The sequence below is a fragment of the Actinoplanes hulinensis genome (assembly GCF_019429605.1).
Classification (GTDB): domain Bacteria; phylum Actinomycetota; class Actinomycetes; order Mycobacteriales; family Micromonosporaceae; genus Actinoplanes; species Actinoplanes campanulatus.
Genome location: NZ_JAHXZI010000039.1, coordinates 11693 through 38404 on the forward strand (window position 1 = coordinate 11693; position 26712 = coordinate 38404).

Consider the following 26712-nt stretch of genomic DNA (forward strand, 5'->3'; position numbering starts at 1 on the left):
TAGAGAAACGGCACAGGGTGGGCTACGGTGGCGCACATGATCTCGCTGACCCGGTTCACCCGGTGGGCGCTGCGCGCGGCGGCCCGGCGCTGGCCCGCCGGCCTGCGCGAGGAACTGTACCGGGAATGGGAGGCCGAACTCGCGTACCTGGAGACGCGTCCCGGCTCCGCCGCCCGGCGCCTCGGGTTCGCGCTCAGCCTGCTCGCCTCCCCACCGGCGCGGGGCGCCGCGGGCGTTCCGCGCGGGTGGGCCGAGGCCCGGCCGGGGATCGGCCCGGTCGCCGCGCTGTTCCTCGTCGCCCTGATCGGCGCCGGCCTGCCGGGGGTCGTGGGCCAGTTCCTCTCCCTGCTGCTCGACTCCCTCGCGATCGATCCGGCCGGGACCGATCGGCTGATCGACGGGGCGGTGCGCGCCCTCTGGTGCCTGCCGATGGCGTGGTGGCTGGGCCGCCGGCTGCCGATGTCCCGGAAGGGCCGGTTCGGCGCGGCCACCCCGGCGGTCCTCGCCCCGCTGGCGGTGCTGCCGGCCCTGCTGGCGCCGGCCGCGCCGGGGGTGGGGCCGATGGCGCTGTCGTCGACCACCGTGGTGGGCGCCCTGGCCTGGACCGCGCTGACGTCGTTCACCGGCTGGGCCGGCGTCCGGTCCGGCCGGGCCGGGGCCCTGGTCCTGACCGCCGGAGTGCCGGTGGCGGCGGTGGTGACGACGGCCCTGTCCACGATCCCGGTGCTGGCCCGGTACGGCGGGGACGCGGCCGTCGCGTCGATGCTCATGCGGGACTGGGCGGGCCTGGACGGCGCCGGCGTCGACTGGTTCGTCTACACCGGCTACACGTTCCCGGTGTACCTGGTCTACGGCTGGTTCGCCGTCCTCTACGGGCTGCGGGCGGCCACCGCGCCCGAGCGCCCGGTCCGGCTCCGTGAGCCGGCGGCCGCCGAGGTCCCCGGGCAGCGGCCCGTCCGGCCGGCGGTGGCGCGGGCGGCCGGCCTCACCGCGGTCGTCGCCGGGGTGCTGGCGTGGGCGTACACGGTCACCTGCCTGAGCCCGGCGATGGACGACTGGTCGGCGGTCGCCCCGATGCCCGGCGGGGACGGCGAGATCTACCTGTGGGTGGCCGAGCTGCGCTGGGCCGCCGTCCTGCTGGCGGCGCTCGGCACGCTGGTCGCCACCGCGAGCACCCGGGCCGCGGTCGTGCTCGGCGTGGGCCTGCTGGCCGTCGAGTCGATGCTGCTCAACCTACCGATGACCGGGGCGGCCGGGTTGCGGATCGCCCTGGTCGCGGCGGCCGTGGTGATCGCGGTGAGCTGGACGGCCGCCGGCCGTGCCGCGGGTCCGGCACTGACCCGGCGCCGGACCACCACCGCGGCGATCGTGGCGGCCGGCTGTGGCCCGCTGCTCTTCGCGCAGAGCACCCCGCCGGAGAACCACCCGTTCATGCCGTGGGGGCTGCCGATCACCACGGTCGGGGTGGCGATCGGCCTCACCCTGCTCGGCACCGTGACGGCGGTCGCCACCGGCCGGCACCGCCCGCACCCGGTGCTGATCGTCCTGCTGACCGGCCTGCCGGTCATCGCTCTGCTGGCCGCCGGGGCCGGGCTGCGCGGCGGCGCGGGCCTTGCGGACCTCGGCGCGCTCGGCATCTTCGCCGGGCTGCCGCTGGCGGTCGTGGTGACCGCCCTGCTGCGGCGGCACCGCCCGCGGCGGCGCGGCCGGACCCTGGCGCTGTGGACCGCGCTGACCGCCGGCGCCGTGGTGGCGACCGTTCCGCTACTGCTGGCGGCGGCCATGATGCTGGCCTTCGTCGCGGAGCTGCTCTTCCAGATCGACGGGACCAGCTACCCGGCGGACGGCATCTCGGTGCTGCCCGGGGCGCTGGTCCTGTTGCTCCCGATGGCCACGATGCTGGCCGGGAAGGCGGACGGCGCCGTGGCCGGGGCCCCGGCGCCGCAACCGGTCAGAGGAACGAGCGGATGACGCTGATCCCCAGGAACAGCACGATGAACGCCAGGTCGATGGAGACGCCACCGGCCCGCAGCGGCGGGATGATCCTGCGCACCGGGGCCAGGATCGGCTCGGTGATCGTGTAGACGACGTCCAGGGCCTTCGACCGGAAGGAGCCCGGCATCGCGGGACCGGCCAGGGTCACGCTCCAGTCCAGGATCACCCGAGCCACCAGCACCAGCTGGACCAGCAGCAGCGCGAAGCTGACCAGACCGAGAAGACCCATCAGAACCTCCGTGTGAGGGGAACGTACCACCCACTATGCGGCGGATTCCTGTGAACTGGCTTGGCGGCGACTGTGACGCGGCCCGCCATGACGGGCCGCGTCCTCTCAGCCGCTGAAGCGTCCTCTCAGCTGTTGAAGTGGTCCGGGTGCGGTCCGGTGCGGCCGTCGCACTCCAGCGCGTCGATCGCGGCGATCTCGTCCTCGGTGAGCTCGAAGTCGAAGATCGCCAGGTTCTCCCGGATCCGCGCCGGGGTGACCGATTTCGGGATCACGATCCGGCCCTGTTGCACGTGCCAGCGGAGCACCACCTGCGCCGGGGTGCGGTCGTGGGCGGTGGCGATCCGGGTGATGGCCGGGTCGCCGAGCACCCCGGCCTGCGCCAGCGGGCTCCACGCCTCGGTCGCGACCCCGAGTTCGGTGTTCGCGGCCTGCGCCTCCCGCTGTTGCAGCTGCGGGTGCAGCTCGATCTGGTTCACCGCGGGCACCGTGCCGCCCAGGCCGGCCACGGCCCGCAAATGGTCGGGCAGGAAGTTGGAGACACCGATGGCCCGGACCCGGCCGTCGGCGAGCAGCGTCTCCAGCGCCCGCCAGGTGTCCGGGAACTTCCCCCGCTTCGGGGTGGGCCAGTGGATCAGGTACAGGTCGAGGCGGTCCAGCCCGAGCCGGGCCAGGCTGGCGTCGAAGGCGCGCAGCGTCTCGTCGTACCCCTGATCGGTGTTCCAGACCTTGGTCGTGACGAACAGCTCGTCCCGCGGCACCCCGGCCGCCTTCAGCGCGGCGCCGACGCCGGACTCGTTGTGGTAGATCGCCGCCGTGTCGATGCTGCGGTAGCCGGCCTGCAGCGCCGTGGTGACGGCGGAGGCGGTCTCCGCCTCCGGGATCTGGAAGACGCCGTAGCCGATCTGCGGAATCGTGACGCCGTTGTTGAGCGTGATGACAGGCGTTTGGCCCATGGAGAGTGGTTCCCCTCATTCAGCGGGTGCGGCCACCCGGCGATGGCCGGGTGCTTCCCTCATACCCTGAACAGGTTCCCATTCCCCCGGTTCCGGCCCGGCCGGCCCCGGTGGTGGACGTCCCGCGTGCGCCACATCCGGCGGACGGCGGTCGATCCGGCCAGGCGTTCCGGCGCCTTCCATTTCTTCGGTACGTCTACCCGTACCCGCCGGTGCAGTTGTCCGCTCGGCCGTTCCCGTAGGCCCGGCGGCACACTCGTGGCTCCGGGTCGCCGGGTCGGCGTAGACCGGTCGCCGTCGTCTTCCCGATGGTGGCGGCCGGTCCGGCGCCGCCCGGGACGGCAGGCCCCGGTGCGCGATCGCCAGCAGCAGGCGTTCCGTCGTCCGCCGTGACGTGCCCCGGCCGGTTCGTCGTGCTTCCCCCGTCACCGCACGTGGGTGAGTGTCCGATTGTTCGGCGTGGTCCCGGTCGCGGCGCGCGGTCCGGGTCGTCGCCGCTGGTGGCCCGGGCGCCCGGGTCGCGGCGCTCACAGGCCGACCAGCCTGCGGGCGGTGACCGCGCCACGGTGGCCGCGGGTACGGCGGGTCACCGAGCCGCCCGGGGTACGGATCTCCGGAAAGGGGGTGTCGCCGCGGTGCGGTATCACGGCCGCCCGGCCGCGGTACGGGGGAGGAGCGGGGGCCGGCGGGCGCAGGCGCACCGTCGGCCGGACCGCCGGGGGACCGCCACCCGCCGGCCGGGCCGGCGGGGTGACCTGGGACGTCGGGGCCCGGCCGAGGGCCGGCGGGAGTGCCGCCGGTGTGCGGCCTTCGGGGGGCTCGGTCGTGCTCCGGGATCCGGCAACCGGTATCGCCTCGGCTCGAGTCATGGCGCTCATTATTGATGAACGTGCATTTAACGCAAGGCTCCCGGAGTGCCTGTAACGGCACGGAAACAACTTTCGTCAGAACGGGTAGCCCGGGGGTTCGTCACGCACAGTCACCCAGCGCGTCTCGGTGAACGCCTCCACGTTCGCCGCCGCGCCACCGAACCGCGACCCGGTCCCGGATGCGGCGACCCCACCGAACGGGCTGTTCGCCTCGTCGCTCACGGTCTGGTCGTTGATGTGCACGATGCCGGTCGGGATCCGGTCGGCCAGCGCCAGGCCGTGCATCACGTCCCGGGTGACGATGCCGAGGGACAGCCCGTACTCACTCGCGGTGGCGAGCCGGACCGCCTCGTCGACCCCGGAGAACCGGATGACCGGGGCCACCGGACCGAAGATCTCCTCCCGGAATGCGGGCGTGTCGCCGGAGACGTCGGCCAGCACCGTGGGCGCGTAGAACAGGTCCCGGTAGGTGCCGCCGGCCGCCACCCGGGCCCCGGCGTCCGCCGACCGGGTCACCACCCCGTGGATCTTGTCGCGCTGCCCGGCGTCGATGATCGGGCCCAGCACCACCTGCTCGCGGGCCGGGTCGCCGACCGGCAGGGCCGCCGCCTTGGCCGCCAGCCGCTCCACGAAGTCGTCGTACAGCCGCTCGTGCACCAGGTGCCGCCCGGTGGTCATGCAGATCTGGCCCTGGTGGAACCAGGACCCGAAGGACGCCGCCGCGACCGCCTTGTCGACGTCCGCGTCGTCCAGCACGATCAGCGCCGAGTTGCCGCCCAGCTCCAGGTGGGCCCGCTTCAGGTGCTCGCCGGCCAGGGCGCCCACCCGGCGGCCGGCCGCGGTCGAGCCGGTGAACGAGATGACCCGGACGTTCGGGTCGGTGATCAGGGCCTCGCCGACGTCGGCGGCGCCCGGCAGCATCTGGAGCACGCCCGGCGGCAGCCCGGCCTCCTCGAAGATCCGGGCCAGCGTCACACCGCCGGTCACCGCGGTCCGCGGGTCCGGCTTGAGCAGGACGGCGTTGCCGAGCGCCAGCGCCGGGGCGACCGACCGGATGGCCAGGATGATCGGCACGTTGAACGGCGCGATCACCGCCACCACCCCGGCCGGGACCCGCCGGGCCATCGACAGCCGCGGCTCCTCGCTGGGCAGCAGTTCGCCGTACGGGCGGGCGGGCAGCGACGCCGCCTCGTAGCACTCCTGCTCGGCGACGTGCAGCGCGAACCCGGCCATCGCCGGGATGGCGCCCACCTCGCGGACGTTCCAGCCGGCGATCTCCTCGCCGTGCTCGGTCCACAGCTGGGCGGCGCGGCGCAGCACGGCGGCGCGCCGGGTGTGCGGGGTGGCGGCCCAGGCGCGCTGGGCGTCGGCGGCGCTGCGGGCGGCCTCGGTCACGTCCTCGGCGGTGGCCCGCCCGATCCGGCCGAGCACCGCGCCGGTGGCGGGCTCGGTCACGTCGTACGCGCCGCCCCGCCCCGGCCGCCACTCGCCGCCGATGAAGATGTTGCCGGTCCAGAGCTCGTCGTCGAGAAACATGGGCGGTCGCCTCCAGGGGGTGCACGGGTGCGCTGACGGTATGCCCGTGTTTCCGGCAGATCAACGGACCGTTCCACCCATCCGAACGCATGCGCGGAAAGTGAAACGCGACCTACCGGTAGCCCAGCCGGGTGGAGATCTCGGCGGCGGTGTGCCGCAGCGGGCGTTCCAGCCGGGCCACCACGGTGTCCGCGGTGGTCGCCCACACCGTCAGGTGCGCCGCGATGTTGATCGCCGCGATCACCCGCCCGGTCCGGTCCCGCACCGGCGCCGCCACCGAGCGCAACCCGGCCGCCAGCTCCTCGTCGTTGACCGCCACCCCGGTCTGCCGGATCTTCGCGAGCGCCGCCGTCAGCTGCTCCCGGTTGGTCAGCGTCTTCGGGCCGCGGCGGGCGAAGTCGGTCCGGTCCAGAAGCGCCCGCAGCACGGCCGGCTCCTGGTGGGCGAGCAGCACCTTGCCCATCGACGTGCAGTACGCCGGCAGCCGCGACCCGACGTGCAGGTTCAGCGAGATGGCGAACGCGCTGGTGGCCCGGCCGCTGCGGCGGCGCTCCACGTAGACCACGTCCGGCCCGTCCAGCACCGCCATGCTCACCGTGTACCCGATCTCGTCGGCGAGGCTCTGCAGGCAGGGCGCCGCCACCCGGTTGATCTCCAGCGAGTTGAGCGCCGCGAAGCCCAGGTCGACCACCTTCGGCCCGAGCGAGTACTTCTTCGTCTCCGGGTCCTGTTGCAGGTAGCCGAGCCGGGCCAGGGTCGCCACGTACCGGTAGGTGGTGCTCTTGTTCAGCGTCACGGCACGGGAGATGTCGGCGATCCCCAGCACCGGCCGGGTCTCGCTGAACGAGGACAGGATCAACAGGCCGCGTTCCAGGGACTGGGAGAACGCGGCCCCACTGCCGGCTTCATCGTCGATGGGCATGGCGCAGCCTAACCTCGCCGTTCGAACTGTTGAAACGCTGTGTTGACCGCTGGTGTGACCCGCCTTACCTTTCCGCCACCACTTCTCGCGGGAGGTCACCGTGGAAACGCCCCCGTCCTCATTCGGAACCCTCACCCGCCGCCGGCTGCTCCAGGGAATCGGGCTCGGCACCGCCGGGCTCGCCCTCGGAGCCTGCAAGGGCGCTGAGCAGCCCGGTGGATCGGACACTTTGAAGATCGGTTTCGTCAGCCCCCGGACCGGGCCGGCCGCCAGTTTCGGCGAGCCCGACTCGTACGTCCTCGAACTGGCCCGCAAGAAACTCGCCGAAGGCCTCACCATCGGCGGCACCAGGTACGAGGTCGTGGTCGTCGACAAGGACAGCCAGTCCAATCCGCAGCGCTCCTCCCAGGTCGCCAACGACCTGATCAACAGCGACGGCGTCGACCTGATGCTCACCACCTCCACCCCGGAGACGGTCAACCCGGTCTCCGACGCGTGCGAGGCGGCCGGCGTCCCCTGCATCTCCACCGTCGTGCCGTGGCAGGCCTGGTACTTCGGCCGCGGCGCCGAACCCGACCAGACCGACGCCTACAAGTACACGTTCCACTTCTGTTTCGGCGTCGAGCAGTTCCACAGCGCCTACACCCACCTGTGGCCGCAGGTGGAGACCAACAAGAAGGTCGCCGTCATGTGGCCGAACGACAGCGACGGCAACGCCATCCGCGCCTCGCTCGGGCCGATGCTGGAGAAGTCCGGCTACACGATCGTCGACCCGGGCGCCTACACCAACGGCAGCAACGACTACTCCGCCCAGATCGCGAAGTTCAAGGCCGAGGGCTGCGAGATCTTCTCCACGTTCCCGATCCCGTCGGACTTCGCGACGTTCTGGCGGCAGGCCGCCCAGCAGGGCTTCCGGCCGAAGATCGCGCAGGCCGCCAAGACCGGGCTGTTCCCGTCCCAGGTGGAGGCGCTCGGTGACATCGGCGCCGGGGTGGCCAGCGCCGCCTACTGGACACCGACCTACCCGTACACCTCGTCGCTCACCGGCGTCAGCTCGCAGGCCCTCGGCGACGGCTACCAGCAGGCCGCCGGCAAGCAGTGGACCCAGCAGCTCGGGCCCAGCCTCGCCCTGTTCGACGTCGCGGCCGCCGCGCTGACCGCCGCCGGCACACCCAAGGACCGCGACGCGGTCGCCGCCGCCATGGCCGAGCTGGAGGTGGAGACCCCGGTCGGCAGGCTCAGGTGGGGCGCCGGACCGAACAAGAACGTGGTCTCCACCCCGATCCTCGGCGGCCAGTGGGTGCCCGGCGCCGGCGCCTACCCGCTCGACTTCGTGCTCTGCGAGAACTCCTCCGACCCCAACGTCCCGGTCGCCGGCCGGCTCAAGCGGTTCGGAACCCTCACGTGACCGTGCTCCACGGTGAACACCTGCACAAACGGTACGGCCGGCTGCACGTGCTCGACGATGTCGGCTTCACCGCCGCCGAGGGTGAGGCGATCGGCATCGTCGGGCCGAACGGGGCCGGCAAGACCACCCTGCTCAACGTGCTCGCCGGATCGGTCACCCCGGACTCCGGCACGGTACGGCTGGACGGCGCCGACGTCACCCGCTCCGGCCCGCAGATCCGCTGTCGCCGGGGCGTGGGCCGGGCACACCAGATCCCGCGCCCCTTCGGTGGCATGACCGTCCTGGAGAACGTCCTGGTCGGCGCCACCTACGGGGCCGGGCTACGGCACCGGGAGGCGCACCGGCACAGCATCGAGGTGCTGCGCCGCTGCGAACTGCTCGACCTCGCGAACCGGCGGGCCGACACGCTCGGCCTGCTGCACCGCAAACGCCTCGAGATGGCCCGCGCGGTCGCCACCCGGCCACGGGTGCTGCTGCTCGACGAGATCGGCGCCGGCCTCACCGACGCCGAGGCCGCCGAACTGGTCACCACCATCCGCGAGCTGAACGCCGGCGGCGTCACCGTGGTCTGGATCGAGCACATCGTGCACGTCCTGCTCCAGGTCGTGAACCGGCTCATCTGCATGGACGCGGGCCGGGTGATCGCCGACGGAGAGCCGTCGGCGGTGCTCAGCGACGCCGTCGTGGTCGACGCCTACCTCGGAAAGGCACGATCATGACCCTGCTGTCGCTGGAGTCGGTCACGGCACGCCACGGGCTGCTCACCGCCGTACCGGGAATGTCCCTGGAAATCGCGGAGGGTGAGACGTTCGCCCTGGTCGGGGCGAACGGCGCCGGAAAATCGACCCTCCTGCGTACGATCGCCGGCGCGCACCCGGCGGCGGGTGGCCGCATCCTGCTCGACGGCACGGACATCACCGCCCGGCCGGCGCACGAGCGGGTCCGTCTCGGTCTGGCCCTGGTGCCCGAGGGCCGGCGGCTGTTCCCCGGGATGACGGTGGCGGAGAACCTGGCCGTCGCCGCCCGGCGGGCCCGCGAGGGGCCCTGGAACCTGACCCGCGTCTACGACACGTTCGGCGTGCTCGCCGACCTGCGGGACCGGCGGGCCTCGGAGCTCTCCGGCGGGCAGCAGCAGCTCACCGCCATCGCCCGGGCGCTGCTCACCAACCCGCGGCTGCTGCTCATCGACGAGGTGTCGCTCGGGCTGTCCCCGGTCGCCGTCGACGCCGTCTACGAGACCCTCACCACCCTGGACGGGAGACCCACGCTGGTGCTTGTCGAACAGGACCTGTCCCGGGCGCTGGACGTGGCCGGACGGGTGATCTGCCTGCTGGAGGGCCGGATCGCGCTGTCCGCCGCGACCGGCGACGTCACCCGCGAGCAGGTCACCGAGGCCTACTTCGGGCTGCGCGGCCGTAGGGCGGCGACATGACCTGGGCCAATGCCGTCCTGCAGGGGATCTTCCTGGGCGGGCTGTACGCGCTGTTCGCCTGCGGCCTGTCGCTGATGTTCGGCGTCATGCGGATCATCAACCTGGCGCACGGCGACCTGGCCGTCCTCGGCGCCTTCGTGGTCTGGTGGGCGGCCACCTCGCTCGGGGCGCCGCCGGCCCTGGCCCTGATCGGGGCGCTGCCGCTGGCCCTCGCGCTCGGCTACCTGTTGCAGGTCACGGTGCTCACCCGCAGCCTGCGCGGCGGGGAGCTCACCCCGCTGCTCACCACGTTCGGCCTGGCCATCGTGATCCAGAACGCGCTGCTGCTGATCTTCTCCCCGGACGTGCGGTCGCTCGCCACCGTCACCGGGTCGCTGAGCACCGGCAGCCGGCAGATCGGCGGCCTGACCGTGCCGTACCTCGGTCTGTTGATCCTGATCATCGCGATCGGGGTGCTCGGCGGGCTGCAACTGGTGCTGGAACGCACCGGGTTCGGCCGGGAGATGCGGGCCGCCGCCCAGGACCCGGACACCGCGGCGCTGGTCGGGGTGCCGGCCACCGCCGTCTACGCCCGGGCCACCGCGATCGCCGTGGCCACCGCCACCCTGGCCGGCGCCTTCCTGGCCGTCCACTCCACCATCGACCCGGCCAGCGGGCCCACCCAGCTGATCTTCGCGTTCGAGGCGGTGGTGATCGGTGGGCTCGGCTCGCTGCGCGGCACCCTGATCGGCGGCCTCGTGCTGGGTGTGGCGCAGACCATCGGCGCCCAGATCGACCCGCAGTACTCGATCCTCGCCGGCCACCTGGTCTTCCTGATCGTCCTGCTCGTCCGTTTCAGCCCGGGACGGCTGGTGCCTGCCCCATGACCGCCCTGGCCTACCGGATCGACCGGAGCAGCCGCGCCTCACGGATCGGGTCCTCCGTACTCATCGGTCTGGGGTTGATCCTGGCGACCGTGCCGCAGTTCTTCGTGGCGACCGTGGTGCAGCAGCTCACCAGCCTGTTCATCTTCGTGATCCTGGCGGTGATGTGGAACGCGCTGGCCGGCTACGGCGGGCTGGTGTCGGTCGGGCAGCAGGCGTTCATCGGGTTCGGCGCCTACGGGACCGTGTTCCTGGCCCAGCGCGACGTGCCGCCGTACCTCGCGGTGCTGCTCGCCGCCAGCGCCTCGGCGGTCCTCGCCGCCGTCCTCGCGCCGCTCGTGCTGCGGCTGCGCGGCGGGCCGTTCGCGGTCGGCACCTGGGTGGTCGCCGAGACGCTGGCCCTGCTCGTCGTCCTCGACCACAGCCTCGGCGGCGGGACCGGGGTGTCGCTGCGCGGGCTCAACGTGTTCCGGCCGGACGAGCGGCGCGCGTACACGTACTGGCTGGCCCTGGCCTTCCTGGTGCTCCTGCTCGGGGCGGTGTTCGTGCTGCTGCGCGGCCGCACCGGGGCCGGGTTGCAGGCGATCCGCGACGACGAGGAGGCGGCCGCTTCCCTCGGTGTCCGGGTGTGGCCCCTGAAAGCCGGGCTCTACGTGCTCGCCGGGTTCGGCGGCGGCGCGGCCGGGGCGCTGATCCTCGCCAACACCCTGTTCATCGAACCGCGCTCGATCTTCGGGGTGCAGTGGACCGCGTACATGCTGTTCATGGTGCTCGTCGGCGGGATCGGCACGTTCGAGGGGCCGCTGCTCGGCGCGCTGCTCTTCTTCGGGGTGCAGTACCTCTTCGCCGACTACGACGCCTGGTACCTGATCGGGCTCGGGCTCACCGCCGGAGCGTTCGCGCTGTTCCTGCCACGCGGGTTGTGGAGTCTCGTCCCGGTGCGGCTGCTGCCCGTCGGATACCATCTGCGACGCGATGGACCAGGTTTCGATAGGCCAGGTTTCGATAGGCCCAGGTGAGCAGGTGTTTCTCGAGGGCGTGCGGCATCACATCGGCGGGGGCTGGGTGGATGCGGCCAACGGGCGGACGTACGACAAGCTGAACCCGTGGACGGGCCGCGTCTTCGCGCGGGTCGCCGCCGGTGACGCCGACGACGCGCTGGCCGCCCTCGACGCCGCCGACCGGGCCTTCCCGGCCTGGGCGGAGAGCCTGCCGATGGACCGCCAGCGAATCCTGCTGCGGGCCGCCGACGCGCTCGACCGTCGGCGTGACGAGGTGCGCGGGCTGCTCGCCGCCGAGACCGGGTGCGGGGTGCACTTCGCCGGGGTCCAGCTCGACTTCTGCGTCAACCTGCTGCGCCAGGCGGCCGGGCTGGCGTACGCGCCGGCCGGCCAGATCCTGCCCTCGGACCTGGCCGGCACCCGGGCCCTGGCCATGCGCCGCCCGGTCGGCGTGGTCGCCGCGATCGCCCCGTGGAACGCGTCGCTCGTCCTGGCCGGCCGGGCCGTCGTCGCGCCGATCGCCACCGGCAACACGGTCGTGCTGAAACCGTCCGAGGAGGCGCCGCTCACCGGCGGCGCCCTCTGGGCCGAACTGCTCGCCGACGCCGGCCTGCCCGACGGCGTCCTCAACGTGGTCACCCACGCCCCCGGTGAGGCCGGCGCCGTCGCCGAGACTCTGATCGCCGACCCGCGGGTCCGGCGGATCAGCTTCACCGGCTCCACCGTCACCGGACGGCGGCTCGCCGAGACCGCCGGCCGCCACCTGAAACGGGCCGTGCTCCAGCTCGGCGGCCACAACCCGTTGCTCGTGCTCGGCGACGCCGACGTCGGCCAGGCCGTCGACGCGGCCGTCTACGGGGCGTTCGTGCACAGCGGCCAGACCTGCATGTGCGCCCGCCGGCTCATCGTCGACCGGTCGATCGCCCCCGACTTCACCGCCCGGTTCGTGGCCCGCGCCGCCGAACTGCCGGTCGGCGACCCGTCCGACCCGGCCACCGTCGTCGGGCCGGTGATCAACGAGTGGGCGCTGTCCCTGCTCGAACGCCGGGTCCGGGAAGCCGTCGACCTGGGGGCACGGCTGCTCACCGGCGGGCTGCCCAGCGGGCGCTGCTTCCCGCCGACCGTCCTGACCGGCGTGCCGCCCGAGGCGGAACTGGCCTTCGACGAGACGTTCGGGCCGGTCGTCCTCCTCGAGGAGGCCGACGACGCCGAGGACGCGCTGCGCCGGGCCAACGCCTCCGACTTCGGGCTCACCGCCGGGGTGATCACCGGCGACCCGTACCGGGGTCTCGACCTGGCCCGCCGCCTCCGGGCCGGGATCGTGCACGTCAACGACCAGCCGGTCAACGACGAACCCCAGATGCCCTTCGGCGGCGTCAAGGATTCCGGCGCCGGCCGTTTCGGCATCGGGTTCGCGGCCGAGGAGTTCACCGAGGTCCAGTGGGTGACCGCCCGCCAGGAGACCCGCCTCTACCCGTTCTGAGCGAGGCCGTGGGCCGCCAGGGCCTTGTCGATCCGGGCGCGGTGGGCCCGCTCCCAGTCGTCGAGGGTCTCGGCCTCCTCCTTGGCCAGCTTCGCCCGGGCGGCGGCGAGCACCTCGTCGTGCCGCGCGGCCGGGACCACCACGACGCCCTCCTCGTCGGCGACCACGATGTCGCCCGGCCCGACCTGGACGCCGCCGCAGCGGACCGGCTCCTGATGAGTGCCCGGTTCGGACTTGGTGCCGGGGATCGGGATGACGCCGCGGGCGAAGACCGGGAAGCCGATCTCCCGGACCTCGCCCAGGTCACGAATCAGGCCGTCGAGCACGAACGCCGCGACACCCCGCCGGTGCGCGACCGCGCAGACGTTACCGCCGGCGAGCGCGTAGTCCAGGTCGCCGGACTCGACGACGATCACCGAACCGGGCTCGGCGCGGTAGACGGCGGCGTGCAGCATCAGGTTGTCGCCGGGCGGGCAGCGGACCGTGAACGCCGGCCCGGCGACCCGCGGCACCGGCGTCCACAAGGGCCGGATGCCGATGTCCATCACCCGGCTCCGGTCCAGCACATCGGCGAGCGTGGTCGGCGGAATGCTCTCGAACCCGGTCATACGGTCCCTCCCAAGTCAGGCGATCTTCGCAGGGTAGTCAACCAGCCAGCCCGCCAGCCTGGCCGCGGCCTCCGCCGGGGTGGACGACGTCTCCCGGGCCGCGTCCAAAATTCGGGTGAGGGTGTCCCCGATCCCGCCGATCCGTGCCGCCACCCGGTCCGGCGCCTCACGGTGCAGCTCGGTGGCGATGGCGTGAATGATCCCGCCGGCGCTGACCACCACGTCCGGCGCCCACAAGATGCCCCGCTCGTGCAGCAGCGCGGCGGTGCCCGGCCGGTCGAGCTGGTTGTTGGCCGGCCCGGCGACCGCCGCGCAGCGCAGCTCCGGCACGGTTTCCGGGGTGAGAACGCCGCCGAGCGCGGCCGGCACCAGCACGTCCACCTCGGCGGTGAGACAACCGTGCGGATCGGTCCAGGCCGCGCCGAAGGAGTCCGCCACGGTACGCCGGGACGGGTCCACATCGGCCGCCACCACCCGCGCGCCGGCCTCGGCGAGCAGCCGCAGCACGTGCCCGCCGACCCGGCCCACACCGAGGACGGCGAAGCTGCGGCCCGCCAGGTCGTGTGATCCGAACCGGTCGGCGACGACGGCGCGCAGCGCGGCCAGCACCCCGGCGGCGGTGCCCGGGGAGGAGTCGTGGCCGCGGCAGAACACGTACGGCGTACGCTCGCCGATCGTCACCATGTCGTCCGGCCCGGTGCCCACGTCCGGACCGGTCGCGTAGTCCCCGCCCAGGCTCTCGATCACGTCGGCCACGTCGTGCAGCACCGCACGCCGGTCCGGCACCACCCCCGCGGGCAGCGCCACCACCGTCTTGCCGCCGCCGTTCGGCAGCCCGGCCAGCGCCGCCTTCGCGGTCATCGCGGCGGACAGCCGCAGCGCGTCCTCGAGACCGTCCCGCCAGTCGGCGTATACGGACAGCCGGCACCCGCCGATCGCCTGCCCCAGAGCCGTCGAATGGACCGCCACGATGACCGGGAACCCCGACCGTGGACCCTTCTCCGCCACCACACGCACATGTTCGAGCGACATGCCTCGAAGCTAGAACGCCCATCGGTGGGGGAACGATCGTGCCGAACGATGTTCGGTGTATCAGGAAGAATGGCGGTCGTGGACGACATTGATTCGGCGATCCTGCGGGAACTCCAGGCGAACGCCCGGCAGACCAACCGCGACCTGGCCCGCACGGTCGGCATCGCACCGTCGACCTGCCTCGAACGGGTGCGGTTGCTGCGCGAGCGCGGCGTGATCACCGGCTTTCACGCCGAGGTGAGCCTCACCGCGCTCGGCCGCGAGGTCCAGGCGCTGCTGCACGTGCAGGTCCGCCCGCTCAACCGGGAGGTGATCGAGGGATTCAAGGCCTACGCGGCCGGGCTGCCCGAGGTGCTGTCGGTGTTCGTGCTGGCCGGTGGCGACGACTTCCTGGTGCACGTCGCGGTGCCCAGCGTGGACGGTCTGCACGCCTTCCTGATGGACCGGTTCTCCGCCCGCCGGGAGATCGTCGGGTTCCGCAGCTCGGTGATCTACCAGCACCACCGCAACCGGATCATCGATCCGGGTCCCGCCGAAAACGCCAGATGATCGATTCTCATCGCTCCCACGGCGGTGGCACACGCGAATATCCCATGCCCGCCGCCTCGGCCGCGGCCACACCCATGTCGGTGTCCTCGAAGACCAGGCAGTCCGCCGGGTCCACGCCGAGCAGCCGGGCGCCCAGCAGATAGCCCTCCGGGTCCGGTTTCGGGCGCGCGTAGTCCCCGGCGCACACCAGCACCTCGAACCGGTCCAGCAGGCCGAGCGCGGTCAGTGACGCGGTCACCGACTCGCGGGTGCTGCCGGACACCACCCCGAACGGGATCCGCCCGTACGACGCCTCGATGTGCTCCAGCACCCCGGGCACCGCCTCCACCTCGCCGAGCAGCTCCTGGAACAGCTCCTCACGCCGCGCCGCCACCTCGGCCACCGGCATGCTCAGGCCCTGCCGCTCGTTCAGGTCCACGATGATGTCCACCACGAGCCGGCCGCCCCAGGCGTAGAACAGCTCCTCCGGGAATTCCGCACCCCACTCGCCGAGCGCCTTGCACCAGGCCCGGTAGTGCGCCGGCATCGAGTCGGTGATCGTCCCGTCGCAGTCGAACAGGTACGCCTTGAAGTCGCCGTCCGGCAGGGGTAGCAGCACCGGGGCAGGCTACCGGCCGGGGCCGCGCGACCGGCGGCCGGCGTGGCAGGTTGGTGACATGGACTACCGCCGCACGTACCGCTCCGCCGCCATCGCTTTCGCCGACCTCGTCTCCCGCATCCCGCCCGCCCGGCTCGACGCCCCCGGCCTCGGCGAGTGGACGCTGCGCGACCTGCTCGGCCACACCGTCAGCTCGGCGCTGCGCCAGGTGCCCACGGTCCTCGCCGACCGCGCCCCCACGCTGCTGGTGCCCGGCCCCGAGTTCTATTTCGCCCTGGTCCGGTCGGCCTCCGACGAGATGGTCGCGGCCGCCCGCAAGGCCTCCACCGACGACGCCCGGGTCACCGGCGCCGCCCTCGGCGATCAGCCGGCCACCGCGGTCAGCGGCTACATCGGCCAGGCGACCGCCGCACTGGCCGGGGCCGCCGACGACGACGTGGTCGCCACCCCCGCCGGCGGCATGCGGGTCCGGGACTGGCTGCCCACCCGTACCTTCGAACTGGTGGTACACGGACGCGACGCCGCCACGGCCGCCGGCGTACCGATCGACCTCGACCCGGACACCCTCGCCGAGACCGCCGCCCTCGCCGCCCGCGTCGCGGTCGCCCTGGGCGACGGCGAGACCGTGCTGGGCGCGCTCACCGGCCGCGGCACCCTTCCGGCGGCTTACTCGATGATCTGATTTCTCGTACGCGCGGGAGCGGCCCCACCCACACGGCGGCCGCTCCGCCGTACCTCGCGACCCGCTGCCGGCCCAAGCCTGTGCCGCGCCCGCCGGGCTGAGATCGGTGGTCCATGCCAACAAGAGCCCGAGCTACCACACCGCCCGGGCAACCCACCAGAAGACCCACACCGATCGCCGCGCCGGCGGCTTCGCCGGCCCTCCCGGCTGCCCGGCTGATTCATCGCCCGCGTTCCGTTTGTCCGCGTTCCGTTTGTCCGCGTTCCGTTTGTCCGCGTTCCGTTTGTCCGCGTTCCGTTTGTCCGCGTTCCGTTTGTCCGCGTTCCGTTTGTCCGCGTTCCGTTTGTCCGCGTTCCGCTTGGTTACCGCCGCGAACGACACCTCCCACCGCCCCCCACAAGTCGTCGACCACCGCAGAGCGGCGTGCGGCGACACCGCCGCGTTGCGCTTGTCCGCGCCCCGCCCGTCCGTGTCCCGCTCGCTGACTTGTGCGGATCCTGTGGCGGTTCGGTGAAGACGGCTCCGATCATCTCTGGGTGGTGGTTCTATCGCGGCCATGCTGACGTCCCTGAGGAACGTGGCCTACGCGCTCTACACCCGGCGCCTGCGCGCCCAACTCGACCCGGCGAACCTGCCCCGGCATCTGGCCATGGTGATGGACGGCAACCGCCGGTGGGCGCGCCAGATGGGCTTCGACGACCCGAGGGTCGGCCACCGATACGGCGCCGAACACCTGGACGAGGTGCTCCGCTGGTGCGCCGAGGCCGGCATCCGGCACGTCACCGTCTTCGTGGCATCGGTCGACAATGTCCGCAAACGCGAAGCCGGCGAGGTCGGCAACCTGATGCGCATGATCGAACAGGTGGTCGCCGAGCGGCTGGCCCGCCCGGCCAGCCCGTGGCGGGTACACCTGGCAGGCCGCCTCGACGTCCTGCCGGACACCACCCGGCACGCCCTCAAACTGGCCGAGGCCGCCACCCGGGACAGCGACGCGGAGTTCCACCTGAACATCGCGATCGGCTACGACGGCCGCGAGGAGATCGTCAACGCGTTCCGGTCACTGCTGGAGGAGGAGTCCCGAGCCGGCTACGGCATCGACGACATAGCCCAGCGCCTCACCGCCGACCGCATCTCGGCCCACCTGTACACCGGCGGCCAGCCCGACCCCGACCTGGTGATCCGCACCAGCGGCGAACGCCGGCTGTCAGGCTTCCTGGTGTGGCAGGCCGCCTACTCGGAACTCCACTTCTGCGACGTCTACTGGCCCGGCTTCCGCAAGGTCGACTTCCTCCGCGCGCTCCGCTCCTACGCCGCCCGCAACCGCCGCTTCGGCGCCTGACCCGGCCCGCACCTGACCCCGGCCCGCCCAGCCTGTGGCCGGCTCGTGCTCGGCCGTGCTCGGTCGTGCTCGGCTCGCGCTTGGTCCGTGCCCAGCCCATGGTCGGCCTGAATCCGGCCCACGTCTGGCCCGCTGGCGGTTGAGCCTGGCCCTGGCCCGCGCCTGGCCCACGGCCCCGCGTCTAACCAGCGGTCGGCCCGCGCTTGGTCCGTGCCCAGCCCATGGTCGGCCTGAATCCGGCCCACGTCTGGCCCGCTGGCGGTTGAGCCTGGCCCTGGCCCGCGCCTGGCCCACGGCCCCGCGTCTAACCAGCGGTCGGCCCGCGCTTGGTCCGCGCCCAGCCCATGGTCGGCCCGCGCCTGGCCTGCGCTCGGCCGAGCCCGGCCCGCAGGCGGCCATCACTCCGCTGACGCATGCCGAGACCATGATGCGAGTCGGCGCGGAACCGCTGTATTCGCTGCGTGGTCGCACTGTTCGAGTCGCTGGCGCGGCCGCGCTACTGCGGCGCTGCCGGTCCGGAGTTTCGCGGCGCGGCCGGGACGCCTCGGTCCCAGTAGGTGCTTATCGCACGACCGACTGGTCTGCGGTCGAGTGTTTCGCCCGTTTGTGCGGCGGTGGCGCAGAGGCGCGATTTGCACCCGAGGCGCTCCGGCTTTGTCGTACGTATGTTCGAGAATCGGCGACATGACCACCGGATCGCTGAACGCCGAAGCCACCGACACCGGGACGGAGACCGCCTCCCGGGCGCTCGTTGGCCTGGAGGGCGATTGCGCTGCTCTGCGTCTGACGCCGTTGTCCCAGCCGGAGTTGCTCGAGTTTCTCGACAACGTGCACACCGCCCAACAGCTGTTGCAGGCAGCCGTGCTGCACGCCGTCCGGGAGGTCGGCCGGCGCGGCATTCCCGCCGATCAGGGCGCCCCATCGGCCCGGGCCTGGCTACGTGGCGTGCTCCGGATCAGCCCCGGCGCCGCCGGCCGGTTGCTCGCCCAAGCCGAGGCGGTCGACCGCAATCCCGAACTCGACGCAGCCGTCGCCGACGGCCGAGTGAACGCCGAACAACTCGCCGCGATCACCACGGCGCTCACCGAATTGCCCGATGACCTGAGCCCGCAGATCCGTGGCGAAGCAGCGGCCACACTGGCCGACTGGGCGCCCCACCTCGACCCCGTCGGGCTGCGGACCGCCGGCCGCCGGATTCTGCATCACGTCGCCCCCGACATCGCCGAAGCCGTGGAAGGCCGATGGCTGCACCAGCAGGAGCGTGAGGCCCACGCGCATCGCCACGTGACGCTCAGCCCGCTCGGCCACGGCCGCGTCCGCCTGGAGAGCGTCACCGCCGGTCACCTCGACCATGCCTGGCCGGGCAGCGGTCGTACCACCAGTAGATAAGTAGCCGAAGAGAGTGCGTCCGATTTCGTCGGCTTCGGTCGAGGTATCCGCGGATCCGGCGGGCTGACATCCCGGATGCCGATCGTTCATCCGCATGCGGTCGCCACCGTTCCCACCGCTTCATCCAGCCGGTTCGCCTCAACGTCTCTGGCGCTCTGCACTACCTGGTGAGGTGACTCCGGCGCCCTACATCCTCCGAAGGCGCAGGCGGATGTAGGTGCGCGGATCTGCCGAACGGCGGATGTTGGTAGCTGCGGCGATGATCGACAATGCGGGTCTCACCTTGGGCACCACACTTCTACAAGGATCGGCGAATGACGCGACTCGCACTGGTTGGCCTCCACGGAATCATCGGTGAGGAATGGGTTCGCGTTTCCGGCACCTTGGAGGGGGACGAGCCGCGCGTGGGGGGTGAGGTGACTCTCGCGGTGGACGGCGCAGACATCACCATTGCGACAGTCCGCGCTGTTGAGGATTGGGGTGTGCCTCACCTCAGGACCATCGCGGTCGACGCGGCCGTTGCCGATCTACTGCGATGACGTCCTGATCCGCGTCCACGTAGCCGCTGTCCGCGCTCGGGCTGGCCGCCGTCGTGACGACCGGTGGTCAGCTGTGACGGCCGGCGCCCTGTCGTGCCGATGAGAGGGTGTTGGGCAAGTCGCCCGGCGTGAATGCCACGTTGGCAGTCGCCTATCTGGCACCCGGGAAGAATTGCTCGTACTGCGGCGGCCTGTCGGGCTGAATTAGATCGGTGACACTGCCGCAGGAAGAGGCCCTCCATGCCGACAGGTGACAAAACAGCATCCCTATCGGCGACGCGATCCATCATCGGGCGAATCCAGGGCATTCTTAGTAGTAGCCCAGCCGGGTGTGCTGCGGGCCGCCGAGCTCGGTGGAGAGACGGTCGAGCAACTTCCAGTAGGCCGTCCCGTCCGTGCCCGCGGTGTCGGGTTCAGTGTCGTACATCTCGTCCCAGCTCGAAGCCGTACCGGCGATCGCCGAGCCAACCCAGGAGGCCCAGTCGTTCCCGTTCAGGGTGACCGTCGCCGTCGCGCCGCTCGCCCGGCCCGCGATCTTCCCGATGATGGCCGACCTGATGCGGCGGGTGTGCGCCTTCGCCTCGGCCTCCATTTCGCTGGCGCCGGAGTCGGCGGCTAGGTCGTCATCACCGAGCGCGTCGAGGACCAGCTTCCACTCGCGGATGCGCAGGGTGACCGGGTAGCGGCGGGCTGGCGCCACACCGAGCGCCCGTACGGCGTCTGGGTCGTCGGCCGTCCGCATGTCGATGAGGTCGTCCGCGACAGTGAATTCGCACCACGGCGACCAGGCCGTGGTCGGCCGGTCAAACCCGGGATCGTCGGTTCGCGGGCTCGCGCTGACCCGCCAGCGGTAGGACACGCCCGGACCGAGCCCAAGTTCGTCCTCCTCGTTGACGACCCTCTCACCGACCGCGCCCTGAATACTGGTCGTCAGCGTCTCCTCCGAGCCGTCCAGGGGCGCCCGCTCGAAGAAGACGTCCAGGTCTTGGGCGGCGCCGGCGAAGACGACCGACGTACTGGGGGAGACCGTCCGGACCACGGGGCGGGCGTCGCCGGTCACGCACCCCTCGGCACCGTCGGTGGTCAGGTGAGCAGGAACCGGCATCGGACCCGGCCACGTCGGCGCTGGCGGCGGTGTGGCGCCCTCGTCCGAGACGATGATCACCGAGCAGAGCACGCCGGGGTTGCGGGCCTCCTCTTCGCGGCAGAGCGCTTCAGGATCGGGGGACGCCGTCAGCGTCGGCTGCCCGGCGGCAGTCCCGGTCGGCGGGGCGGTGGGGTCGTGGTGCTGGTCTTGCTGCCCATGCCCGGGCAGCAGGAATGCACTAGCCGCCAGCGTCGCGGTGAGCGCAAGCCAGCGCCCGGCCCTGATCTTGATCAACGTCTTCGACCTCCCGGGAGTCCATCGGCCGCAGGCCGCGGCTGTTGAGCCGACCGGTGGTGCCCGTCGCGCAGTGTCGCTGGGTGACGGGATGCCCAGTCACGATGGCCGGTTGAGGTGGCCCGCCGACGGTGACCTTCAGCGCGGGCCGTTTTCAGATGCCACCTCGACCTCTCATGCCGCCGCGAGCGCGATGCTCGTGGGAGGTGACGAGGTGCCGAGCAGCGGTCATCGCTCGGGGAGAACCTCACGAAGGTGCACCGCCGCCCGGCGCCTGAATAGTAGGCGTCGCCTCATGCGCCGCGTCGGCGGAGGACCTGGACGATCAGCGCCAGAGCGGGCTGGTCGAAGCGTGGGGCATGACTACCTCAACAGCGCTCCAGCTCAGCCCGACCAGTTCCGACTCGCGTCTCTTGGCGGCAGCGGTGGCCGCGTACCTCGGCCGCTACCGCGGCCAATCCCGGATGCACACCGACTCCGACCTCAAGGTCTTCCTACGGTGGTCGGCCGATCAACCCTTGGATCCCCTCGCCGCAGCACGGACGGACGTGGAGCGCTATGTGCGCTGGCTGCAGGACGTCCGCTGTTACCAACCGTTGACGGTGTCCCGGCGGCTGTCGGTGGTGATCGGCTTCTACCGGGTCTGCGTCATCGACCAGATCTTGCCGCACTCGCCCGCCGACTACGTCCGGCGGCCGATGGTGCCGCCCGAGTCGCCCACTCTCGGCGTCAGCCATCTGCAGTTCGAGGCGATGATCACCGCCGCCCGGCTGTCGGCCAACATCAACGACTTCGCGCTGGTCGCGATGCTGGGCCTGCTCGGTCTGCGGATCTTCGAAGCCTGCGGCGCCAACATCGCCGACCTCGGCGAGGAACACGGGCACCGGGTGCTGAAGGTTCGCGGTAAGGGCGGCAAGGTCGTGCTGGTGCCGCTGCCTCCAGCGGTAGCCCGGGCGATCGACCGTACGGTCGGGGGCCGTGACGAGGGTCCGGTCCTGCGTAACGCCTGCGGAGTTCGGATGGACCGACATGCCGCGACCCGCCGACTCAAGTACCTGGCCGAGACCGCCGACCTCCGGATCCCGAAGATGCATCCGCACATGCTGCGGCACACGTTCGTCACCACCATGCTCGACGCCGGCGTCAGCCTCCGCGACGTCCAGATCGCCGCCCGCCACGCCGACCCAAGCACCACCATCCGCTACGACCGGGCTCGCAAGAACCTCGACCGACACCCCAACTACATCCTCGCCGCCTTCATGGCGTCCGGGACGTAGCCGCCATCAACGCGTATCCGTGGTGACAGGAGCGCCCGTCGTATCGTGAGGCCGTGGTGGCAGAGGATTCGTTTGCTCGGCTGGTCGCCGATCAGGCCGCGTCGGACCACGCATGGGGTGCGCGAGCGCGGCAGTGGGGCATGCTCACCGTCTTCAACCAACTGTGGGAGTCGTACATGCTGGCGCCCTCCGGCGACGTCTTCGTCGATCGGGACGACGGTGCGCTGTCTCGCCCGAGCCATGACGAGCGCGAAACCGCTCACGCCCAAGCAGCCCGCCGTCATCCGCAGCTACACCACCTGATGCCGCATCGCCCGCAAGCAGCTCAGACATGCCCGAGCTGTAACGGATCGGGAGAGATTGCCATCGCAGACGGGCGACGCGTCCTCTGCGGGCCGCCTTGTAACACCAAAGGATGGGTGACCGATGACGTATCTGGACCTCATCACCGGGTTGGTTAGGCGAACTCCCTTGCCGAGTTGAGTGCGTCCTGGTTGGGTTCGCTGGGACGCGATTCACCGATGTAGCGGAAGCATTTCGCTAGGGCGGCTGCCGCCCTTGGCCTTCCAGCCAGGCCGTGAGGTCCGGGAGGTGAGGGCGGGGGCAGGCCGTTGTTTGGCCTCCTTGGTTAGCCATAAGATGCGGCCGTGATGTACGTCCTCACCAAGGCCGACCTGGTCTGGAACCGAGCGATGTCCGATCACCCTGGCGGTGGCGTCGGGGATCGACATCTGTGGGCGATGGCCAAACCGTATGGGCGAATTATGGGCAGTGGTGTATCGGCGGTTATGGACACGAGCTCGGCGACAGAGGTCCGGCAGGCCGCCAACGCCTTCGACTACCTCGGTCTGCCGGACCTGGCCGATTTGACCCGGCGACTTGTCGATGCCGACTGGTGGTCCGAACACGATCTTGAGCAGCGACTCAACCGTACCTTTTGGGCGCTGGAGCACGCACTCCGCGGCGCCTTCGAGCGCAAGTACGCCGAGTCTCCGGAGGACTTCGACGCGGTTGTCGTCGATGGAGTCGATCGGCTATCTGGATCTTGGTCGTCGGGTGGCGGACAGGGTACGAGAGTCTGTGCGGGTGAAGTTATCGTGTCTGAAACTGATGTCCTGTGCTCGCAGCGCGATGCGTGTCCCGGGATCACGCCTCTTGTTTTGCATTCCCGATCGCGGTTGCACAGCAAGGCTTAGTGCGAGCTGCGGCTGATAGGCCGAACGCCAACAGGACAGAGCACGTCTTGGTGAGATCGAGGTCTTACGCATAGGCCGTCCTCTTCTGCCGCGACGCGGATGAGGGCCGTACCAGGACGATTGCGCTCGCTCCGGACGTACAGGCGAGATCAAACTGCGATCTGTCATTCTGACGATGTGCGTCTGATCGACACCGCTGGTCACGAACTTGTGCTTCGTGTCGTTGGCTACCAGTCCCCCGAGGCTGAGGATCTGCGTCTGCGTAATAGCTGGCACATGCTGGAGGGCACGGCAGCGACTCACGAGGGGTCCTGGAGCTTCCGCTATCCGGCTCTGACCTGCGATGAGTCGCCGATGGTGTCGACCTGGCTCCGCAATGTCGCCGGTTCCCTGACAACAGGCGACACGACGCCGGATCCTCGGCGACCGGTGTCCGATTCCCTCTCCTTTGTTGAGCCGAATCTGGCGCTGCGCTTCATCGGAGAACAGGCTGGATTGGCGGAGATCGAGATCATGCTAGATCTTGAGTTCAAGCCGCCGTGGCGGCCTGACCGTCATGCGGGTGCGCCGCTCGTCCTTCGATATCTGCTGCTTCCGGGAGCCCTTGAGCGCGCTGCGGCTGATTGGGACCGTGAGGTACAGCGCTACCCCGACAGATCGGCGGAATGACTCCCGATCCAACGATCTCTCATGCCGCAGACAATGGCGGCCGAGCGCTCGGGCCGGACTAATCTGGAGACAGGGCAGCCACGGTGATGGTTGAACGTCCCGGACTCGGACGCCCGCCAGCACGTTGAGTTGCTCGCTCGTGAACTTCGACTGGCTCCTCGTTTTGGTCAGGCTCTGCCGGTCAATAAAACCCGTGTCAACTACCGGGGGCGGAACTGTTGTCCGGAATCGGCGTCGCGTTGACTTTCTCGGCCGGGCCGGTCCGGACGAAGGCGAGCCGCGCACCGCTGGCCTGAAGGGTGAGCAGCTCCGGGGTCGCGGCGAGTACGGTGACGTGCACGGGCGATGTCTCGGGATCGATGGTCGGTGCGCCGGAAGCAATAGGTGGAGCGCCAGAGGCGTCGGGTGACGCGGTCCATACGGGCGGCGGGCCGGACATAAGCAGACCCATCCCGCTCTCGGCGGCAAGCACGCCGGGGTCGTTGCCGCCGTATAAGACGGCCGTCATCGGACCGCCGTAGATGTCGAAGCCGGCGCTGGTGGCTTTGAACGTCCCGTTGATCGCGTTGACGCCGTCAAAGGCCAACACCGTGCCGTCCGTCGCCAACTCCAGCCACGCGTCGACAGACGCGGGAATCGCCGTGGTAACGCTCCCTTCGGTCACCGCGGTCAGGCGCCAGTGACTGTCCGCATAGCTGGAACTGGCGACCCCGGGCGACGCGGACGGCAGCAGGTCACCGACCGGTGCGGAGGTGTCCCGGTCGATGCGCATCAGAACGACACCGACCGCGATGACGGCGGCGAGGCCCGCAGCGACGACGAGTGGAACGAGCCATCGGCTCCGCCGGTCAGGCACGGGAGAGTCGGTCACATTAAATTGAACGTGCACATGCCCTCCGAAGTTGCGCCGACTGCATCCCTCGCCGGAAGCCGACGGCCTTCGTTACCTGCCGATAATAATCTGAACGAGGAACAGCCAAGCGAACTAACATGCCGCGATGCAGGACTCGACTGCGTGCCCGGTTGAACACCTACCGAAGGTTCGTGTTCGATAGCGCACGTGACTGAATCAGAGACGTGGAAGTTGGACCGCATCGGGTCCGCGAGAGCCGGAACGAACCCCACTGTGTTGGCCAAGATGCCGCAGTCGTTCGCCGTCATCGGAGACACCCAGTTCCTTCCGGGTTACTGCGTGCTACTGGTGGACGACTCGAGGATTGATCGGCTCACGGACCTGCCGAAGAGGCAGCGCCTAGAATTCCTCGACAGCATGGACACGTTGGGCCAGGCGGTAGAGGCCGCCTGCCGTGCCACCGATGCCGGGTTCCGTCGGATGAATTACGAGATCCTCGGCAACACGGACGCGTATCTGCATGCGCACCTGTTCCCGCGCTATGAATGGGAAAAGGCGGAGCACATCGGCAGGCCCGTTTGGCTCTACGACCATGACGAGTTCTACGGACCCGAGGCTGCCCTCGCGGACCGCCACGACGAACTCCGTCGGCGTATCGTCTCGGAACTCGCCCACTTGAGGGTTGCAATCTAGAAACGTCCTCAACTGCCGCTGTCCGCGCTCGGACCGGCCACCGCCGTCACGACTGGTAGTCGGCGGTGATGGCGCGATGCCTTGTCGTGCCGAAAGTAGTGCGTCGGTCAGGTCGGGTTAGTAGATGCCATCGTTGCCAAGGCTTTCACCTGATCCCCTTCGCTCCTCCTGTCCAAGCCTCGACCTGCCACAGGCTAGCGTTGTGCTAACCCTGGCAGGTCATGGAAGACGACAGGACCGGCCCTCGCCGATCAAACCGGCCCACTATGCTCGGGGCACCAATTGCCCGGCAATCTCGGCCGTGATCGACTGGCTCGTGGCTGACAGTTCTGTCATTAGCTTGTCGGCCCGGGCGCTCCCATGAGCTCCAGCGTCAAGCTTCTCGAAGAGCGTGACCGTGACCAGAGTGTTCCCGATGCGGGTCCCCTGCCAAAGCTGATCCATGTCGGCTGTCAGGCCATCGCCTGATGCGTCGACGACGACGTAAGCCGGACCGTTCGGGGTTGTTGATTCCGTGGCCTGGATCGCGTGTGAGGAATCCGCCTTTGCTCTACCCGTGTCATAGTCGCGGGCCTGGGTGAAGGCACTTTCGGCCATTTGCTGAGCGGTGCTGGGCTCCAAGAAGATGGTTATAGCCACGACGACCCACGGAGCAACGCCCGACGACGGGTACCAGTCGCAGTCGATCCGTTCAAAACGACTCGTCGGCTTCGGGGTCCGAGTCCGATTACCTACCCGGGCGCCCGTGAACCTCTTGGCCTCCGTGGACTTGAGGACGGGGCATTCGCCGCTCAGCCCGGTGTAGTAGACCGGCAGGACAGATGGCGGCGTCGACACTGCCGCCGGACCACGCTGCTCCACGGTGGCGCAGCCGGTCAGCACCGCGAGCGCTGCTCCGGTCCACACGATTGACCAAGATCGACCCATGCGGCGGACTCTACGGGATAGCTGAACCCGCCGTCGCGCACAGCCTGGGCGACGCCGAATGAGGTCGCGGCATGAGCTTTAGATCCAATTCCGGGTTCCACTTGAATCAGCGAATTCGATGTGCATGGGCTTCACGCCCACAGCGCCGGGGAAGTCGGCCGGTTGTCCGCGGCCAGTGAAAGATCCCCATAGGCGGCCATTTACCGCCCCGCTGGTGGCCAGGGTTCTCCCCGTGGATGGCCAGATATCTCCCCGCTGATCAACACCGGATGCCGGTCGGCGAGGGTCG

At 70.6% G+C, this 26712-nt stretch carries 27 protein-coding genes; 16 read left to right on the forward strand and 11 right to left on the reverse strand.

Going from position 1 to position 26712, the window contains the following annotated elements; genetic code table 11:
- Positions 1-36: 36 nt before the first annotated feature.
- Positions 37-1971, forward strand: a complete 1935-nt coding sequence (locus KZ829_RS41335) for a hypothetical protein (protein WP_220149297.1) — start codon at positions 37-39, stop codon at positions 1969-1971.
- On the opposite strand, the gene KZ829_RS41340 is transcribed toward KZ829_RS41335, so the two are convergent.
- From KZ829_RS41340 to KZ829_RS41360, 5 genes are all read right to left on the reverse strand, one after another.
- The gene (locus tag KZ829_RS41340) at positions 1952-2224 is read right to left on the reverse strand and encodes a YggT family protein (protein ID WP_220149298.1); all 273 of its coding nucleotides are present in this window, start codon (positions 2222-2224) and stop codon (positions 1952-1954) included. The genes KZ829_RS41335 and KZ829_RS41340 overlap by 20 nt on opposite strands.
- Positions 2225-2349: 125 nt before the next feature.
- Positions 2350-3177 (reverse strand): aldo/keto reductase, encoded by an 828-nt coding sequence (locus tag KZ829_RS41345; RefSeq protein ID WP_220149299.1) that lies wholly within the window; start codon positions 3175-3177, stop codon positions 2350-2352.
- A gap of 527 nt (positions 3178-3704) precedes the next feature.
- Positions 3705-4046, reverse strand: a complete 342-nt coding sequence (locus tag KZ829_RS41350; protein WP_220149300.1) for a hypothetical protein — start codon at positions 4044-4046, stop codon at positions 3705-3707.
- Between the two features lie 75 nt (positions 4047-4121).
- Entirely contained in the window at positions 4122-5582 is a 1461-nt protein-coding gene (locus KZ829_RS41355; RefSeq protein ID WP_220149301.1) for an aldehyde dehydrogenase family protein, read from the reverse strand.
- Between the two features lie 112 nt (positions 5583-5694).
- On the reverse strand, positions 5695-6504 hold the full coding sequence (locus tag KZ829_RS41360) for an IclR family transcriptional regulator (RefSeq protein ID WP_220149302.1): 810 nt from the start codon (positions 6502-6504) through the stop codon (positions 5695-5697).
- Between the two features lie 100 nt (positions 6505-6604).
- Here KZ829_RS41360 and KZ829_RS41365 point away from each other — a divergent pair, with 100 nt between their 5' ends.
- Genes KZ829_RS41365 through KZ829_RS41390 form a run of 6 tightly spaced genes read left to right on the forward strand, consistent with a single transcriptional unit; the run spans position 6605 to position 12691 of the window.
- Positions 6605-7912, forward strand: coding sequence for an ABC transporter substrate-binding protein (locus KZ829_RS41365; protein WP_220149303.1), 1308 nt, complete (start codon positions 6605-6607; stop codon positions 7910-7912).
- On the forward strand, positions 7909-8631 hold the full coding sequence (locus tag KZ829_RS41370; RefSeq protein ID WP_220149304.1) for an ABC transporter ATP-binding protein: 723 nt from the start codon (positions 7909-7911) through the stop codon (positions 8629-8631). The genes KZ829_RS41365 and KZ829_RS41370 overlap by 4 nt, the downstream gene beginning before the upstream one ends.
- Entirely contained in the window at positions 8628-9344 is a 717-nt protein-coding gene (locus KZ829_RS41375; RefSeq protein ID WP_220149305.1) for an ABC transporter ATP-binding protein, read from the forward strand. Before KZ829_RS41370 ends, KZ829_RS41375 begins: the two co-directional genes overlap by 4 nt.
- On the forward strand, positions 9341-10210 hold the full coding sequence (locus KZ829_RS41380; protein WP_220149306.1) for a branched-chain amino acid ABC transporter permease: 870 nt from the start codon (positions 9341-9343) through the stop codon (positions 10208-10210). The genes KZ829_RS41375 and KZ829_RS41380 overlap by 4 nt, the downstream gene beginning before the upstream one ends.
- Positions 10207-11226, forward strand: coding sequence for a branched-chain amino acid ABC transporter permease (locus tag KZ829_RS41385; protein WP_220149307.1), 1020 nt, complete (start codon positions 10207-10209; stop codon positions 11224-11226). The genes KZ829_RS41380 and KZ829_RS41385 overlap by 4 nt, the downstream gene beginning before the upstream one ends.
- 4 nt (positions 11227-11230) lie before the next feature.
- Complete coding sequence (locus tag KZ829_RS41390) at positions 11231-12691, forward strand: aldehyde dehydrogenase family protein (protein ID WP_308285885.1); 1461 nt, start codon at positions 11231-11233, stop codon at positions 12689-12691.
- Here KZ829_RS41390 and KZ829_RS41395 read toward each other — a convergent pair.
- Both KZ829_RS41395 and KZ829_RS41400 read right to left on the reverse strand, forming a co-directional pair.
- A complete protein-coding gene (locus KZ829_RS41395; RefSeq protein WP_220149309.1) occupies positions 12679-13299 on the reverse strand; it encodes an RraA family protein in 621 nt (206 codons plus the stop codon). The genes KZ829_RS41390 and KZ829_RS41395 overlap by 13 nt on opposite strands.
- A 15-nt stretch (positions 13300-13314) precedes the next feature.
- A complete protein-coding gene (locus KZ829_RS41400; protein ID WP_220149310.1) occupies positions 13315-14331 on the reverse strand; it encodes a Glu/Leu/Phe/Val dehydrogenase family protein in 1017 nt (338 codons plus the stop codon).
- A gap of 69 nt (positions 14332-14400) precedes the next feature.
- Here KZ829_RS41400 and KZ829_RS41405 point away from each other — a divergent pair, with 69 nt between their 5' ends.
- On the forward strand, positions 14401-14880 hold the full coding sequence (locus KZ829_RS41405) for an Lrp/AsnC family transcriptional regulator (RefSeq protein ID WP_220149311.1): 480 nt from the start codon (positions 14401-14403) through the stop codon (positions 14878-14880).
- Between the two features lie 7 nt (positions 14881-14887).
- Here KZ829_RS41405 and KZ829_RS41410 read toward each other — a convergent pair whose 3' ends face one another.
- On the reverse strand, positions 14888-15478 hold the full coding sequence (locus KZ829_RS41410) for an HAD family hydrolase (protein ID WP_220149312.1): 591 nt from the start codon (positions 15476-15478) through the stop codon (positions 14888-14890).
- A 58-nt stretch (positions 15479-15536) separates the two neighbouring features.
- Between KZ829_RS41410 and KZ829_RS41415 the strand changes: the two genes are divergently transcribed.
- The 4 genes from KZ829_RS41415 to KZ829_RS41430 all read left to right on the forward strand — a co-directional run bounded on the left by KZ829_RS41415 (position 15537) and on the right by KZ829_RS41430 (position 19427).
- Positions 15537-16160, forward strand: a complete 624-nt coding sequence (locus KZ829_RS41415; RefSeq protein WP_220149313.1) for a maleylpyruvate isomerase N-terminal domain-containing protein — start codon at positions 15537-15539, stop codon at positions 16158-16160.
- A 556-nt stretch (positions 16161-16716) separates the two neighbouring features.
- Positions 16717-17499, forward strand: coding sequence for a polyprenyl diphosphate synthase (gene uppS, locus KZ829_RS41420; protein ID WP_220149314.1), 783 nt, complete (start codon positions 16717-16719; stop codon positions 17497-17499).
- Between the two features lie 684 nt (positions 17500-18183).
- The gene (locus tag KZ829_RS41425) at positions 18184-18888 is read left to right on the forward strand and encodes a DUF222 domain-containing protein (RefSeq protein WP_220149315.1); all 705 of its coding nucleotides are present in this window, start codon (positions 18184-18186) and stop codon (positions 18886-18888) included.
- A 314-nt stretch (positions 18889-19202) separates the two neighbouring features.
- Positions 19203-19427, forward strand: a complete 225-nt coding sequence (locus tag KZ829_RS41430; RefSeq protein ID WP_220149316.1) for a hypothetical protein — start codon at positions 19203-19205, stop codon at positions 19425-19427.
- Between the two features lie 310 nt (positions 19428-19737).
- Here the strand turns inward: KZ829_RS41430 and KZ829_RS41435 are convergent, their stop codons facing one another.
- Entirely contained in the window at positions 19738-20808 is a 1071-nt protein-coding gene (locus KZ829_RS41435) for a hypothetical protein (protein ID WP_220149317.1), read from the reverse strand.
- A gap of 359 nt (positions 20809-21167) precedes the next feature.
- Between KZ829_RS41435 and KZ829_RS41440 the strand changes: the two genes are divergently transcribed.
- From KZ829_RS41440 to KZ829_RS41450, 3 genes are all read left to right on the forward strand, one after another.
- The gene (locus KZ829_RS41440) at positions 21168-22085 is read left to right on the forward strand and encodes a tyrosine-type recombinase/integrase (RefSeq protein ID WP_220149318.1); all 918 of its coding nucleotides are present in this window, start codon (positions 21168-21170) and stop codon (positions 22083-22085) included.
- Positions 22086-22732: 647 nt separating this feature from the next.
- Positions 22733-23281, forward strand: a complete 549-nt coding sequence (locus KZ829_RS41445) for a hypothetical protein (RefSeq protein WP_220149319.1) — start codon at positions 22733-22735, stop codon at positions 23279-23281.
- A gap of 177 nt (positions 23282-23458) precedes the next feature.
- A complete protein-coding gene (locus tag KZ829_RS41450) occupies positions 23459-23950 on the forward strand; it encodes a WapI family immunity protein (protein ID WP_220149320.1) in 492 nt (163 codons plus the stop codon).
- Positions 23951-24146: 196 nt separating this feature from the next.
- Here KZ829_RS41450 and KZ829_RS41455 read toward each other — a convergent pair whose 3' ends face one another.
- A complete protein-coding gene (locus KZ829_RS41455) occupies positions 24147-24821 on the reverse strand; it encodes an META domain-containing protein (protein WP_220149321.1) in 675 nt (224 codons plus the stop codon).
- Positions 24822-25010: 189 nt separating this feature from the next.
- Here KZ829_RS41455 and KZ829_RS41460 point away from each other — a divergent pair, with 189 nt between their 5' ends.
- The gene (locus tag KZ829_RS41460) at positions 25011-25496 is read left to right on the forward strand and encodes an HIT family protein (protein WP_220149322.1); all 486 of its coding nucleotides are present in this window, start codon (positions 25011-25013) and stop codon (positions 25494-25496) included.
- A gap of 264 nt (positions 25497-25760) precedes the next feature.
- On the opposite strand, the gene KZ829_RS41465 is transcribed toward KZ829_RS41460, so the two are convergent.
- Complete coding sequence (locus tag KZ829_RS41465; protein ID WP_220149323.1) at positions 25761-26423, reverse strand: hypothetical protein; 663 nt, start codon at positions 26421-26423, stop codon at positions 25761-25763.
- Between the last annotated feature and the right edge of the window lie 289 nt (positions 26424-26712).

Excerpts from the sequence above, each read along its gene's own strand:
- KZ829_RS41375 (WP_220149305.1), top strand. The coding sequence starts at position 8,628 with ATGACCCTGCTGTCGCTGGAGTCGGTCACGGCACGCCACGGGCTGCTC.
- KZ829_RS41345 (WP_220149299.1), bottom strand. The coding sequence starts at position 3,177 with ATGGGCCAAACGCCTGTCATCACGCTCAACAACGGCGTCACGATTCCG.
- KZ829_RS41400 (WP_220149310.1), bottom strand. The coding sequence starts at position 14,331 with ATGTCGCTCGAACATGTGCGTGTGGTGGCGGAGAAGGGTCCACGGTCG.
- KZ829_RS41465 (WP_220149323.1), bottom strand. The coding sequence starts at position 26,423 with ATGGGTCGATCTTGGTCAATCGTGTGGACCGGAGCAGCGCTCGCGGTG.
- KZ829_RS41355 (WP_220149301.1), bottom strand. The coding sequence starts at position 5,582 with ATGTTTCTCGACGACGAGCTCTGGACCGGCAACATCTTCATCGGCGGC.
- KZ829_RS41395 (WP_220149309.1), bottom strand. The coding sequence starts at position 13,299 with ATGACCGGGTTCGAGAGCATTCCGCCGACCACGCTCGCCGATGTGCTG.
- KZ829_RS41430 (WP_220149316.1), top strand. The coding sequence starts at position 19,203 with ATGACGCGACTCGCACTGGTTGGCCTCCACGGAATCATCGGTGAGGAA.
- KZ829_RS41425 (WP_220149315.1), top strand. The coding sequence starts at position 18,184 with ATGACCACCGGATCGCTGAACGCCGAAGCCACCGACACCGGGACGGAG.
- KZ829_RS41335 (WP_220149297.1), top strand. The coding sequence starts at position 37 with ATGATCTCGCTGACCCGGTTCACCCGGTGGGCGCTGCGCGCGGCGGCC.
- KZ829_RS41350 (WP_220149300.1), bottom strand. The coding sequence starts at position 4,046 with ATGACTCGAGCCGAGGCGATACCGGTTGCCGGATCCCGGAGCACGACC.
- KZ829_RS41340 (WP_220149298.1), bottom strand. The coding sequence starts at position 2,224 with ATGGGTCTTCTCGGTCTGGTCAGCTTCGCGCTGCTGCTGGTCCAGCTG.
- KZ829_RS41360 (WP_220149302.1), bottom strand. The coding sequence starts at position 6,504 with ATGCCCATCGACGATGAAGCCGGCAGTGGGGCCGCGTTCTCCCAGTCC.
- KZ829_RS41440 (WP_220149318.1), top strand. The coding sequence starts at position 21,168 with ATGACTACCTCAACAGCGCTCCAGCTCAGCCCGACCAGTTCCGACTCG.
- uppS (WP_220149314.1), top strand. The coding sequence starts at position 16,717 with ATGCTGACGTCCCTGAGGAACGTGGCCTACGCGCTCTACACCCGGCGC.
- KZ829_RS41405 (WP_220149311.1), top strand. The coding sequence starts at position 14,401 with ATGGCGGTCGTGGACGACATTGATTCGGCGATCCTGCGGGAACTCCAG.
- KZ829_RS41380 (WP_220149306.1), top strand. The coding sequence starts at position 9,341 with ATGACCTGGGCCAATGCCGTCCTGCAGGGGATCTTCCTGGGCGGGCTG.
- KZ829_RS41415 (WP_220149313.1), top strand. The coding sequence starts at position 15,537 with ATGGACTACCGCCGCACGTACCGCTCCGCCGCCATCGCTTTCGCCGAC.
- KZ829_RS41385 (WP_220149307.1), top strand. The coding sequence starts at position 10,207 with ATGACCGCCCTGGCCTACCGGATCGACCGGAGCAGCCGCGCCTCACGG.